We start from the raw sequence: 12,234 nt of genomic DNA, 5'->3' as shown, positions 1-12,234 counted from the left end.
CATGACGGCGTTTTAGAAATTCGAACAACACGGCCACTCTAAGGGAGACACCATGCCCGAGGCATATATCTACGATCACGTTCGCACGCCGCGCGGCCGCGGCAAGGCCGATGGCTCGCTGCATGAGGTGACCGCGCTGGCGCTCGCCACCGCGCCGCTGAAGGCGCTGAAGGAACGCAACAACCTCAAGCCTGGCACCATCGATGACGTCATTCTCGGCGTGGTCGATCCGGTCGGCGAGGCCGGCGGCGACATCGCACGCATGGCTGCGCTGTCGGCCGGCTACGGCAATGACGTGCCGGGCATCCAGATCAACCGCTTCTGCGCCTCAGGCCTCGACGCTGTGAACTTCGCCGCGGCGCAGATCATGTCTGGCCAGCACGAAATGACCATTGGCGGCGGTGCCGAGAGCATGAGCCGCGTCGGCATTGGTGCTGCCGGTGGCGCATGGCCGGTCGATCCCTCGATCGCCGTGCCTGCTTACTTCATGCCGCAGGGTGTGTCGGCGGATCTGATCGCGACCAAATATGGGTTTTCGCGCGACGACGTCGATGCCTATTCGGTGCAGAGCCAGCAGCGCGCTGCCAAGGCCTGGGACGAGGGTCGCTTCAAGAACTCGGTCATTCCGGTGAAGGACATCAACGGCCTCACCATTCTGGCCAAGGACGAACATATGCGCCCGTCCACCACGATGCAGTCGCTCGCGGCGCTGCAGCCTTCTTTTGTGACGATGGCGCAGATGGGCGGCTTCGATGCGGTGGCGATCCAGTCGCATCCGGAAATCGAAGGCGTCAACTACGTCCATCACGCCGGCAACTCGTCGGGTATCGTCGATGGCGCTGGCGCCGTGCTCCTCGGCAGCGAGGCGGCCGGCAAGAAGGCGGGCCTCAAGCCGCGCGCGAAGATTCGCGCCTTCGCCAATATCGGCTCCGAACCGGCGATGATGCTCACCGGTCCTGTGGACGTTACCAAGAAGGTACTGGAGCGTTCTGGCATGAAGCTCTCGGACATCGATCTGTTCGAGCTCAACGAAGCCTTCGCTTCGGTGGTGCTGCGCTTTATCCAGGCCTTCGATATCGACAATGAGAAAATCAATGTCTGCGGCGGCGCCATCGCCATGGGCCATCCGCTCGGCGCCACCGGCGCGATGATTCTCGGCACCGTGCTGGACGAACTCGAGCGCACCAACAAATCGACGGCCCTCGTCACCCTCTGCATCGGCGGCGGCATGGGCACCGCCACCATCATCGAACGCGTGTAAGGAGCGGCCAACATGACCTTCAAGAATTTCAAGGTTGAGACCGACGCCGACGGCATCGCGCTCGTTACCTGGGACATCTTCGGCCGTTCGATGAACGTGCTCGACGTGGCGACCATCGAGGAACTCGGCGCGATCGTCGATCAGACGACTGCGGATGCCGCCGTGAAAGGCGTCGTCATCACCTCCGGCAAGGAAGCTTTCTCGGCCGGTGCCGATCTGTCGATGCTGGAAGGCATGGGCAAGGTGTTCGCCGAGACCAAGGCTGCCAAGGGCGAGGAAGCCGCGCAGCAGATGCTGTTCGACGAGAGCCGCAAGCTGTCGCTGACGCTGCGCAAGATCGAGACCTCCGGCAAGCCATGGGTCGCAGCCATCAACGGTCTTGCGCTCGGCGGCGCGTTCGAACTGACGCTGGCCTGCCACTATCGCGTTGCTGCGGAAAATCCGAAGACGCGTCTGGGTCTGCCTGAAATCAAGGTCGGCCTGTTCCCCGGTGGCGGCGGCACGCAGCGCCTCGCGCGCATGCTGCAGCCGCAGGACACCATGCAGATGCTGCTGAAGGGCGACGCGATCAATCTCGTCAAGGCGAAGGCGATGGGCATCGTCGGCGCGGTGGTGCCATCGGCCGATCTCATCACGGCCGCGAAGGAGTGGATCAAGGCTGGCGGCAAGCCCGTGGCGCCCTGGGACGAGAAGGGCTTCAAGCTGCCCGGCGGCCCCGTCTATTCCAAGCAGGGCATGATGATGTTCCCCGCGGGCAACGCGATCTATCGCCGCGAGACCTTCGACAATTATCCGGCGGCCCGCGCCATCATGCAGTGCGTCTATGAAGGCCTGCAGCTGCCGATGGATGCGGCGCTCCGCGTCGAGTCCCGTCAGTTCGCACATATCCTGCAGACCAAGGAAGCGGCGGCGATGATCCGCAGCCTGTTCCTGTCGATGCAGGAACTCAACAAGGGTGCGCGTCGTCCACAGAACGTGCCGCCGACCAAGGTCAAGAAGCTCGCCGTCATCGGCGCCGGCTTCATGGGCGCGTCAGTTGGCTTCGTCTCTGCACGCGGCGGCATGGACGTGGTGCTGATCGACCGCGACCAGGCTAGTGCCGACAAGGGCCTCGGTCATTGCATCGCGGCCATCGATGGCCTGATCGCTAAGGGCCGCGCCAAGGAGGCCGACAAGACCGCTTTGATGGCGAAGATCACCGCGACTGCAGACTTTGAGGTGATCAAGGACTGCGACCTCGTTATCGAGGCCGTGTTTGAGGATCGCGCGGTCAAGGCCGAGATCTACAAGAAGGTGCAGCCGCTGCTGAAGGAAGGCGCCATCATCGCGTCGAACACCTCGACGCTGCCGATCAACTCGCTCGCCGAAGAGTTCGCGGACCAGTCCAAGTTCATCGGCATCCACTTCTTCTCGCCGGTCGAGAAGATGATGCTGGTGGAGATCATCGTCGGCAAGAACACCGGCGATGTCGCGCTCGCCACCGCTCTCGACTACGTTCGCGTCATCGGCAAGACGCCCATTGTCGTCAATGACTCCCGCGGCTTCTTCGCCAATCGCTGTGTGCTGCGCTTCACGGCCGAAGGCCTCGAAATGCTGCTCGAAGGCGTGCCGCCGGCGATGATCGAGAACACCGCCAAGATGGCCGGCATGCCGGTCGGGCCGCTGTCGCTGTCGGACGAGATCGCGCTCGACCTCGTGCTGAAGATCATGAAGGCCACCGAAGCCGATTTGGGTTCGCAGGCCGTCGATCAGGCGCAGAAGAAGCTGATCGTCGAGATGGTGGAGAAGCAGGAGCGCTTCGGTCGCAAGAACGGCAAGGGCTTCTACGAGTATCCGCCGAAGGGCAAGGGCTCGAAGGCTCTGTGGAAGGGCATCGCGCCGTTGCTGCCGAAACCGGTCGATCCCGATACGCTCGATGTCGAGGAGCTGAAACAGCGCTTCCTGGTGGTGCAGGCGGTAGAAGCCGCGCGTACCGTCGAGGATCACGTGATCGTCGATCCGCGCGAGGCCGATGTCGGCTCGATCCTCGGCTTCGGCTTCGCGCCGTTCACCGGCGGTACACTGAGCTATATCGACTTCATGGGCACAAAGAAGTTCGTCGAGCTCTGCCACAAGCTTGAAGCCAAATACGGCTCCCGCTTCACGCCGCCGAAGCTGCTCGAAGAGATGGCCGCCAAGGGCGAGACCTTCTACGGCCGCTTCCCACCGAAGAAGCTCGCGGCGGCGTAGGTCTTCCCCTCGCCCCCGGACGCGGCGCAGCCGCGGCTGGTGGGAGAGGGTGGATCGACCGCTCTAGCGAAGCTTCGCGCGGGCGGTCGAGACGGGAGAGGGGGGCTCTTCGCTCGGAGCAAGAGCCCTCTCCCGCCTTCGCTCCGCTCAGGCACCCTCTCCCGCGGCGCGCAGCTTCGCTGCGCTGGGGGAGAGGGGAAGCAGTAAACAAAAAGGGCCGGATCATCGATCCGGCCCTTTCGTATTTCAGCTCGATGCCAACAGCTTACGCCGCCTTCATCAGGCCTTCCTTCTCCAGCGCGGCCTGCACTTGCGGGCGGGCAGCGACGCGGTCCTTGTAGGTTATCAGGTTCTTGAACTCGGAGAGATCGATGCTCATCCGGTCGGCCCATTTCAGCATGACGAACAGATAGCCGTCGGCGACGCTGAAATCCTTGCCCAGCAGGTAATCCTTACCTGCGAGCTGGCCATCGAGATATTTGAACTTGCCCATCAGGCGGGTCTTGAAGAAGCCCTTCACTTCGTTATCGAACACCGGCTGGAACAGCGGGCTGAAGTTCTTGTGCAGCTCGCCATTGATGAAGCCAAGATACTCCTGCAGCTGACGGCGCGCATCGCTGCCATTGGCCGGCGCCAGATTTTTGGCAGCAGCCTGGTCGGCGATGTATTGCACGATGACCGGACCTTCGGTCACGAGCGCACCGCTGTCGAGGCCGAGGGCCGGCACTTGGCCCTTGGGGTTGATGGCGAGATAGTCGTCGCCATTTTCCAGCTTCTTGGCTTTGAGGTCGACCTTCACGAGATCGTAAGGCAGGCCAGCTTCGAGAAGTGCGATATGAGGCGAGAGCGAACAGGCGCCTGGCGAATAATACAGCTTCATCGAAAATTCCTCCCTGAGGACATTGGTTTAACCACGCGGGTGACTAAATGCATATGCATGAAAGAGTCAAGATTGATGCAGCTGCATCAAGTGGGCTAGGGTGCCGCCACCATTTGGACTGAGCCATGAAACGTAAACCTTCCACCGAGGCGACAGCCGCCTGGATCCGCCTGATGCGAATCCAGAGCCGGGTGCTGGACGGCGTCGAGCAGGACCTCAAGCGCGCCGGTTTTCCGCCGCTCGCATGGTACGACGCGTTGGCCGAGTTGTCGCGCTCGCCGACCGGCGAGATGCGCCCGGTCGAGCTCGAAAAGCAGATGCTGATACCGCAATATTCGACATCGCGGCTGATCGATCGTCTGGTCGACGAAGGCCTGGCTGCACGCCGCGAATGCAAGATGGACAAGCGCGGCCTGTTCGTCGAGATCACGGCTGCCGGGCGCGAGTTGCACAAGAAGATGGGGTGCGCCTATTCAACGGCGATCGAGAAACATGTCGGCTCGAAACTGTCCGACGCAGATGCAGCAAAACTGTGCGGCCTGCTCGACCGGCTCGGCTGCGCGTGCCAAGAAGCGGCATCGACAGTGACATCGCCGGCCGCCAGAGACGCCGCGCCGGCGCGATGAACCTTAAATTTTTGCCTACGTTCGCGACCCGCACGGGCCGCGGGCGTTCCCGACACCGCGCGCAACAGATTGCAGCGCCTTTCATTCGGAATTTCCATGGCGCGTGACCAAATCGATATGACGCCGCTGCAGTCGCGCGACGAACTCGTGGCGTGGCTGGCGGCGGGCGTGAAGCCGCCATCGGAATTCCGCATCGGCACCGAACACGAGAAGACGCCGTTCACGCTCGTTGGTCATAATCCCGTGCCTTACGAAGGTCCGCGCGGCATCGGCGCGGTGCTCGACGGTATGAAGCATCTGCTCGGCTGGGAGCCGATCATGGAAGCCGGCAATATCATCGGCCTCTATGACGTCACCGGCGGCGGCGCAATCTCGCTCGAGCCTGGCGGCCAGTTTGAATTGTCGGGCGCGCCGGTGGAGACAGTCCACCAGACGCAATCCGAATTGATGGCGCATCTGGCGCAGGTGCGCGAAGTGGCGACGCCGCTCGGCATCGGCTTTCTGGGCCTCGGTCTCACGCCCTCCTGGTCGCGCGCGCAGATTCCGGTGATGCCCAAGGGCCGCTACAAGATCATGACCAACTACATGCCCAAAGTGGGCCAGTACGGTCTGGACATGATGTACCGGACCTGCACGGTGCAGACCAATCTCGACTTCTCCTCGGAAGCGGACATGGTCAAGAAGCTGCGCGTTTCCGTTGCGCTGCAGCCGATCGCGACCGCCTTGTTCGCAAATTCGCCATTCACTGAAGGCAAGCCGAACGGCTTCCTGTCGTTCCGGTCCGAAGTCTGGCGCGACACCGACAATGCCCGCTCCGGCATGATCCCGTGGGCGTTCGAAGACGGCATGGGCTTCGAGCGCTGGGTCGATTACGCGCTGGATGTTCCGATGTATTTCGTCAAGCGCGGCGACACTTACATCGACGTGTCGGGCTCGTCGTTCCGCGATTTCTTTGCGGGCAAGAACGAGAAGATACCCGGCGAGCGACCCACTCTCTCGGATTGGGCCAATCATCTCTCGACGATTTTCCCCGAAGTGCGCCTGAAGCGTTATCTCGAAATGCGCGGCGCCGATGGCGTGCCGTCGGATCGTTTGCCGGCACTGTCGGCGTTCTGGGTCGGATTGCTTTATGACGACAGCGCCCTCAATGCGGCCTGGGATATCGTCAAGAACTGGACTGCGGCGGAACGACAGGCGTTGCGCGACGATGTGCCGAAGTTGGGCTTCAAGGCGAAGATCAAGGATCGGTATCTGTTCGAAATCGCCAAGGAGTGTCTGCAGTTGGCCCATGGTGGCCTGCGCCGGCGCGGCAAGCTCGACGCGCACGGCCGCGATGAGTCCCACCATCTGGAGGCACTCGATCGGATACTGGATTCCGGCAAGACTCCGGCCGAGCAGATGCTCGACAGGTTCCATGGCGCCTGGGGTGGCTCGGTGGCGCCCGCCTATAAGGAATACTGCTTCTAGATCAGCGGCTTGGCGAAGCTGAAAATCCGTTCATCGGCGGTACAGGTGACCGGCGTTCCAATGGCGTCCTTCTTACGCCGTTTGCAAACCGCTGAAAGTCATCCTGCATGCCGAGGAACCTGTTCAGAGCGTGTCTGACAGCCCTCGCCATGCTGTTGCTCGCAGCCGTTACGCCCGCCCAGGCGCAAACCAATTTCGATCGCCCTGGCGGTGACTATTCGCGTTCGGTCTCACTGTCCGGCGATCCGGCCGAATGCGCGCTGATCTGCGAGCGCGACAAGAAGTGCCGCGCCTGGAGCTTCAACTATCCGAGCGATAATTCGGAAAACGCGGTGTGCTGGCTGAAAGACAAGGTGCCGCCGCGGGTCGAGAGCTATTGCTGCGTCTCCGGCGTGCGTGGCGCCGGCGTCATCGAGCCGCGCACCGGTCCGGTGGAAACCTCGACAGATCGTTTTGGCGGCGACTATCGTTCGTTCGAGATCAAGAACGACGACAAGGCCGAGCACGGCGATGCCTGCCGCGATGCCTGCCAGGGCGACAATAAATGCCGCGCCTGGACCTTTGCGCGCCCCGGTTATGCCGGCAAGAATGCGCGCTGCTTCCTGAAGAACGACATCAAGCCGCCGCGGCGAAAACCGGGTTTCATCTCGGGCGTTGTGAGGTAGCATTCCGGCAATAAAGGGAGTTGAGCCATGACGCGTCTCCTGCCCGCAGTAACATTCGCTGGATTACTGATTGCTGTTACGACGGTCGCCGCCGTCGCCCATCACGGTTGGGGCAGCTACGACGCTGCCAACCCGGTCACCGTGAACGGTCCTGTCGAAAACAGCAAATTCGAGAACCCGCATGCGACCATCGTGATCAAGGGGGCCGACAAGGCCTGGACTGTCACTCTTGCGCCGACCTCGCGCATGACGGCGCGCGGGGCATCTGCCGATACCGTGGCTGTCGGCAAGACCGTCTCGGCCTTCGGCTATCCATCCACCGTCGAGAAGGACGAGATGCGCGCCGAACGCATCACCGTGGACGGCAAAACCTACGAACTGCGATAGCGCCGGCCCATGACCGAGAGCGCACCCGCGATCTTCATGGCGATGGAAGCGTCCGCAATTGGCGCTGCGATCCGGCAATCGCGCTGGCTCTATATGTCTGCCAATATCGGCCACATCGTCGCGCTGATGTTCTTCGCCGGTGCCATTGCGGTGATGGATGTCCGGCTTGCAGGCGGGTTGGCTGCAACGGCGCCTGGTCCACTGCTGCGCAGGGCGCGCCGCTTTGCCATTGCCGGATTTCTCGGCCTCGTGGTCACCGGCAGCATTCTGTTTACCGCTGAAGCGAGTCATGTCGTGCTGAACCGCGTGTTTCAGATCAAGGCGGCCCTGATCGCGCTGGGCCTACTCAATGTCGTCTGGGTCGAAGCGGTTATCATGCCGAGGATCGCAGCGTTGCCGCCGCTGTCACCGATGCCTGCGGGTGCGCGGCAAGGCGCGCTGGCATCGATGGCCATTTGGTTCGCGGTCGCCATATGCGGCCGCGCCATTGCTTACTTCTGAGCTGCTGTCGCGGTGCTCAATGCACCCCGGTAAAGAACCGCGCCATGCGGAAGCCCGATAGCCAGTTGGTGACCGGCTGGCTCCGCATGCCAAGATCCCATGAGCCGACAATGGCATCGACGCGGCCGACGAGGTTATCCATCGGCAGCAGGCCGACACCACCTTGCGACACCGGTACGCGGCTGTCGGCGGAGTTGTCGCGGTTGTCGCCCATCACGAACAGATGGTCGGGGGGAATAACGACTTCCGGCGTGTTGTCGAGGCGGCCGTTGTCGCGCAGCTTGAAGATCGGATGCGACACGCCGCCGGGCAGGGTTTCGACATAACGGTGCGCCGGTTCGGAGCCGCCGCTATCATCTTCCGCGGCACCGATGCCGTCGGCCTTCACCGACGTCGCGACGCCATTGAGCCAGACCTGACCGCCGCGCAGTTCGACGCGGTCGCCGGGCAGGCCGATCACACGCTTGACCCAGACCTGGGAGCGGTCGCCGGGCCAGCGAAACACCACGACATCGCCGCGCTTCGGCGTGGTCGCGAAGACGCGGCCGGTCTCGGGAAGGGAGACATGGATCGGCAGCGAAGCTGTTGAGTAGCCGTAGGGAAACTTTGTCGCCAGCAATGCATCGCCGATCAGCAGAGTCGGCTCCATGGAGGCCGACGGCACATAGAACGGTTCGGCGAGCGCGCCCTTGGCCACGAAGACGATGCCGACAATCGCGACGATCTGTGCCAGCTGGCCGGACCAGCGCTTTGCAGTCGATGCGACGGTTGTGGTTTCCGTATCCGTGGTCACTGGCCCGTTCCTCCGATGGTCACCTTGTCCATGCGCAGCGTTGGCTGGCCGACGCCGACCGGCACGCCCTGGCCGTGCTTGCCGCAAGTCCCGATGCCGTCATCGAGCGCGAGATCGTTGCCGATCATGCTGATGCGGTGCAGGTCGGTCGGACCGTTGCCAATCATCATCGCGCCCTTCAGCGGCGCACCGATCTTGCCGTTCTCGATCTTGTAGGCCTCGGTGCACTGAAACACGTATTTGCCGGAGGTTATGTCGACCTGGCCGCCGCCAAAGTTCACCGCATAGATGCCGTTCTTCACGGAGGCGAGGATTTCCGCGGGATCGCGCTGGCCGGCCAGCATGTAGGTGTTGGTCATGCGCGGCATCGGCACATGGGCATAGCCTTGACGGCGTCCGTTGCCGGTTGGCTTCATGCCCATCAGGCGCGCGTTCTGGCGATCCTGCATGTAACCGACCAGGATGCCGTCCTCGATCAGCGTTGTGCGGTTGGTCGGCGTGCCTTCGTCGTCGATAGATAGCGAGCCGCGGCGTGACGAGATGGTGCCGTCATCGACAACAGTCACGCCCTTGGCGGCAACCTGCTGGCCCATCAGGCCGGCGAAAGCCGAAGTCTGCTTGCGGTTGAAATCGCCTTCCAGCCCGTGGCCGACGGCTTCATGCAGCATCACGCCGGGCCAGCCGGGGCCGAGCACCACGTCCATTTCGCCGGCGGGCGCAGGAATCGATTCGAGATTGACCAGTGCCTCGCGCAGTGCGCCATCGGCTGCCGTGCGCCACGACCCGCTCTCGATGAAGCGCGCATAGCCCTCGCGGCCGCCATAGCCCTTCGAGCCGCTTTCCTGCCGATCACCCTGACCGGCGACGACGGAGATATTCACGCGGACCAGCGGACGGATGTCGCGATAGCTCTCGCCGTCCGGGCGCAGGATTTCGACCACCTGCCAGGTGGCGCCGAGGGAGACCGAGACCTGGCGGACGCGCGGGTCCTTGTCGCGGACATAGGCGTCGATTTCGGCCAGCAGCTTGACCTTGGCCTCGAAGCCCGGCGCGTCCAGCGGATTGTCGTCACTATAGAGCCGCACATTGGTATGCGAGGGGGCTGCGGCAAAGGTACCGGCATAGCCGCCACGGACCGCATTGACCGCATCGGCCGCACGGATCAGCGCCGGGATCGAGACGTCGGAGGAATGTGCATAGCCGACCGCATCGTCCTTGACGGCGCGAAGGCCAAAACCCTGCGCGGTGTCGTAGGTCGCCTGCTTCAGCCGGCCGTTGTCGAAACCGAGCGCCTCGGACTGGCTGTATTCGAGAAACAGCTCGCCATCGTCAGCTCCCTGTAGCCCCCGCATCAGCTCGCGGCGAACTTCGTCGCGGTCCAGATTGGCGCGGTCGATCAGGGAGGTGGTGGCTGGGCTGGTCATGCAGGCTCCAATGTCAGCGGCGCGGCCCCGGCGCCAGGCGCGGGGCCACGATTTCAATTTGTAGCGACAACCCGGGGATGGGTCGCCTTACAATGGCGTAACCTGCGGCGAAACAGGCGATTCAAACCAAGATAGGTGCTGTTTTGACAAAAAGGGAGGCCTCCACATCGCCGGGGCGAGATCCTCTGGGGGCAACCGTGCCAGCGATGATGTGGCTACCTTGGAGCTATTACAAACTGCGTTCCGATGCGCCTCAGGCTGCGGTGCGGTAGACCTCCGAGCACCATCCTGTGTGAACGGTATTCCTTGCAGGACTAATCTCTTCTGGCAGTTATCGCTTTTGATGGCCTCACGAACCAAATCCGCATTCCTGCAAGTCCATTCCATCATCGGCCTGGCGATCTCGCTGATCCTCGGCCTGATCGGTCTGACCGGCGCCATGCTGAGCTTCGAGGACGAAATCGTCGCTGCGCTGAATCGCGATGTGACGAAGGTGGATCCGCGCCCCGCACCTGTGCTCGGACCTGATGAGCTGGTGGCGCGGGTTCAGGCGGTGCCAGGAGCGGGCAAGGTTGGTCTCATTGTCTTTTCGAGCGAGCCCGGCACGGCGGTGCGGATGCGCTTTGCCCGCAGCGAGACTGGGGAACGCTCGTCGGTCTATGTCGATCCCTATGACGGCCGCGTCGTCTCGGCGATGCAGGGGGAGGGCTTCTTCGCGACGCTGCGCAACCTGCATCGCTTTCTGCTGTTGCCGGGCAACGGCAATGGCTATGGCCGTCTGATCACCGGCGTCGCCGTGCTCGGCCTGTTCGTATTGCTGATCTCCGGGATGGTGCTGCGCTGGCCGCGCCGTGTCCGCAGCATCAAGGCTTGGCTGAGGCCGAATCTGGCGATGCCCGGCCGTCCGTTTCACAGGTCGCTGCACAGCGTCGTCGGCACCTGGTTGCTGCCGGTCTATCTGGTGACCATTCTCACCGGCCTCTGGTGGTCGTTCGACTGGTACAAGGCTAGCGCCACCTGGCTTCTGTCGAGCAAGCCTGCTGCGACCGCGCCGGCCATGCGCGCAGCAAAGGGGGGCGCCAAAGCACCTGCCGCTGATGCGCCTGCGACTCCGTCACTCGATAAGGTCTGGTCGACGTTTCTGGCTGATCAGGGCAGCCGCTATGCGATGGCGATCATGCAGCTGCCGAACGGACCGGGCAGTGTCGTGCGTATCCGCTCGGTGGCAAAGGATGCGTCATTCGATGAAGCGCGCGACGATTTCCGCATCGATGGCGTGACCGGCCGCATGGTGTCGGCAGAGCTCTACAACGACAAGACATTCGGTGAGCGCATTCTGGCTGCGGTGCTGCACATCCACACCGGTGCGTTCCTGGGACTGCCCGGTCGCATCGTGTTCTTGCTGGCCGCGGCCCTGATGCCGCTGTTCACCGTGACCGGCTTCATCCTGTATTTCTCGCGCCGCCGCCTGCGTGCGGCATCGAAGCCTGGGCGCCGTCATGCGGTCGGGCTGGTGCCCGGCGAGTAAGTCGCTCCATTTCTGGATTAAGGATGAGTCAGGGGCGCTGCGCTCTCGTCGGAGCCGGATGAGGTCGTGGATCGGGCCTGCATCGCAGAGAAATGCGCCTGCGACCATCGGAACAGTTCCTCGAAGACCGGCCTGAGCGCTCTCGCCGATTCCGTGATTTCATATTCCACCCTCGGAGGTATCTCGGCGAAGACCGTGCGCTTGACGAGTCCGTTGGACTCGAGATCGCGTAGTTGTGTCGTCAGCATGTGTTGCGTCACATTCGGAATCGCGCGCTGCAGTTCTCCGAACCGGTGTTTGCTCTGGACCAGTTGCCAGAGGATCTCACATTTCCATTTGCCGGTAATCATCCCCAGCGCCCGATGAAAATCTTCTACGTCCCGTCCCTGCTGACATTCGGGGAGCGCGATATCGCCTGTTTTTCCATTAGTCATGTTTTTCATACTATCTCAGAAAAAGCATTCTACTTGTCT

12 protein-coding genes are annotated in these 12,234 nt (G+C 62.6%); 8 read left to right on the top strand and 4 right to left on the bottom strand.

Annotation, left to right across the window (positions count from 1 at the left end):
* The first annotated feature begins 52 nt into the window (after positions 1 to 52).
* Complete coding sequence (locus LPB73_RS23420; protein WP_231078367.1) at positions 53 to 1,261, top strand: acetyl-CoA C-acetyltransferase; 1,209 nt, start codon at positions 53 to 55, stop codon at positions 1,259 to 1,261.
* A gap of 12 nt (positions 1,262 to 1,273) precedes the next feature.
* Positions 1,274 to 3,490 (top strand): 3-hydroxyacyl-CoA dehydrogenase NAD-binding domain-containing protein, encoded by a 2,217-nt coding sequence (locus tag LPB73_RS23415; RefSeq protein ID WP_231078366.1) that lies wholly within the window; start codon positions 1,274 to 1,276, stop codon positions 3,488 to 3,490.
* A gap of 265 nt (positions 3,491 to 3,755) precedes the next feature.
* Here the strand turns inward: LPB73_RS23415 and gstA are convergent, their stop codons facing one another.
* Entirely contained in the window at positions 3,756 to 4,370 is a 615-nt protein-coding gene (gene gstA / locus LPB73_RS23410; protein WP_231078365.1) for a glutathione transferase GstA, read from the bottom strand.
* 125 nt (positions 4,371 to 4,495) lie between these two features.
* On the opposite strand from gstA, the gene LPB73_RS23405 reads away from it, so the two are divergent.
* From LPB73_RS23405 to LPB73_RS23385, 5 genes are all read left to right on the top strand, one after another.
* Positions 4,496 to 4,996, top strand: a complete 501-nt coding sequence (locus tag LPB73_RS23405; RefSeq protein ID WP_068732586.1) for a MarR family winged helix-turn-helix transcriptional regulator — start codon at positions 4,496 to 4,498, stop codon at positions 4,994 to 4,996.
* A 96-nt stretch (positions 4,997 to 5,092) separates the two neighbouring features.
* Entirely contained in the window at positions 5,093 to 6,463 is a 1,371-nt protein-coding gene (locus tag LPB73_RS23400) for a glutamate--cysteine ligase (protein ID WP_231078364.1), read from the top strand.
* A gap of 149 nt (positions 6,464 to 6,612) precedes the next feature.
* The gene (locus tag LPB73_RS23395; protein ID WP_089266816.1) at positions 6,613 to 7,128 is read left to right on the top strand and encodes a PAN domain-containing protein; all 516 of its coding nucleotides are present in this window, start codon (positions 6,613 to 6,615) and stop codon (positions 7,126 to 7,128) included.
* A 27-nt stretch (positions 7,129 to 7,155) separates the two neighbouring features.
* Positions 7,156 to 7,515: a DUF6152 family protein gene (locus LPB73_RS23390; RefSeq protein ID WP_231078363.1), complete on the top strand. Its 360-nt coding sequence runs from the start codon at positions 7,156 to 7,158 to the stop codon at positions 7,513 to 7,515.
* A 9-nt stretch (positions 7,516 to 7,524) separates the two neighbouring features.
* Positions 7,525 to 8,016 carry a hypothetical protein gene (locus tag LPB73_RS23385; RefSeq protein WP_231078362.1) on the top strand — a complete coding sequence of 164 codons (492 nt, stop codon included), beginning with the start codon at positions 7,525 to 7,527 and terminating at the stop codon, positions 8,014 to 8,016.
* A 16-nt stretch (positions 8,017 to 8,032) separates the two neighbouring features.
* Here the strand turns inward: LPB73_RS23385 and lepB are convergent, their stop codons facing one another.
* Complete coding sequence (gene lepB, locus LPB73_RS23380; RefSeq protein ID WP_089266821.1) at positions 8,033 to 8,809, bottom strand: signal peptidase I; 777 nt, start codon at positions 8,807 to 8,809, stop codon at positions 8,033 to 8,035.
* Positions 8,806 to 10,233, bottom strand: coding sequence for a metalloprotease TldD (gene tldD / locus LPB73_RS23375; protein WP_089266822.1), 1,428 nt, complete (start codon positions 10,231 to 10,233; stop codon positions 8,806 to 8,808). Before tldD ends, lepB begins: the two co-directional genes overlap by 4 nt.
* Before the next feature lie 343 nt (positions 10,234 to 10,576).
* Here tldD and LPB73_RS23370 point away from each other — a divergent pair, with 343 nt between their 5' ends.
* Positions 10,577 to 11,761 (top strand): PepSY-associated TM helix domain-containing protein, encoded by a 1,185-nt coding sequence (locus LPB73_RS23370; protein ID WP_231078361.1) that lies wholly within the window; start codon positions 10,577 to 10,579, stop codon positions 11,759 to 11,761.
* Positions 11,762 to 11,778: 17 nt separating this feature from the next.
* On the opposite strand, the gene LPB73_RS23365 is transcribed toward LPB73_RS23370, so the two are convergent.
* A complete protein-coding gene (locus tag LPB73_RS23365) occupies positions 11,779 to 12,195 on the bottom strand; it encodes a winged helix-turn-helix transcriptional regulator (RefSeq protein WP_184520136.1) in 417 nt (138 codons plus the stop codon).
* Positions 12,196 to 12,234 lie beyond the last annotated feature (39 nt).

This window comes from Tardiphaga sp. 37S4 (assembly GCF_021044645.1).
GTDB lineage: Bacteria > Pseudomonadota > Alphaproteobacteria > Rhizobiales > Xanthobacteraceae > Tardiphaga > Tardiphaga robiniae.
The sequence above is the reverse complement of the archived record's forward strand: the minus strand, read 5'-3'. Positions and strand labels throughout refer to the sequence as shown.

Bases quoted from the DNA above. Each gene is read 5' to 3' on its own strand.
- LPB73_RS23420 (WP_231078367.1), top strand. From the start codon at position 53: ATGCCCGAGGCATATATCTACGATCACGTTCGCACGCCGCGCGGCCGC.
- LPB73_RS23415 (WP_231078366.1), top strand. From the start codon at position 1,274: ATGACCTTCAAGAATTTCAAGGTTGAGACCGACGCCGACGGCATCGCG.
- gstA (WP_231078365.1), bottom strand. From the start codon at position 4,370: ATGAAGCTGTATTATTCGCCAGGCGCCTGTTCGCTCTCGCCTCATATC.
- LPB73_RS23405 (WP_068732586.1), top strand. From the start codon at position 4,496: ATGAAACGTAAACCTTCCACCGAGGCGACAGCCGCCTGGATCCGCCTG.
- LPB73_RS23400 (WP_231078364.1), top strand. From the start codon at position 5,093: ATGGCGCGTGACCAAATCGATATGACGCCGCTGCAGTCGCGCGACGAA.
- LPB73_RS23395 (WP_089266816.1), top strand. From the start codon at position 6,613: ATGCTGTTGCTCGCAGCCGTTACGCCCGCCCAGGCGCAAACCAATTTC.
- LPB73_RS23390 (WP_231078363.1), top strand. From the start codon at position 7,156: ATGACGCGTCTCCTGCCCGCAGTAACATTCGCTGGATTACTGATTGCT.
- LPB73_RS23385 (WP_231078362.1), top strand. From the start codon at position 7,525: ATGACCGAGAGCGCACCCGCGATCTTCATGGCGATGGAAGCGTCCGCA.
- tldD (WP_089266822.1), bottom strand. From the start codon at position 10,233: ATGACCAGCCCAGCCACCACCTCCCTGATCGACCGCGCCAATCTGGAC.
- LPB73_RS23370 (WP_231078361.1), top strand. From the start codon at position 10,577: ATGGCCTCACGAACCAAATCCGCATTCCTGCAAGTCCATTCCATCATC.
- LPB73_RS23365 (WP_184520136.1), bottom strand. From the start codon at position 12,195: ATGACTAATGGAAAAACAGGCGATATCGCGCTCCCCGAATGTCAGCAG.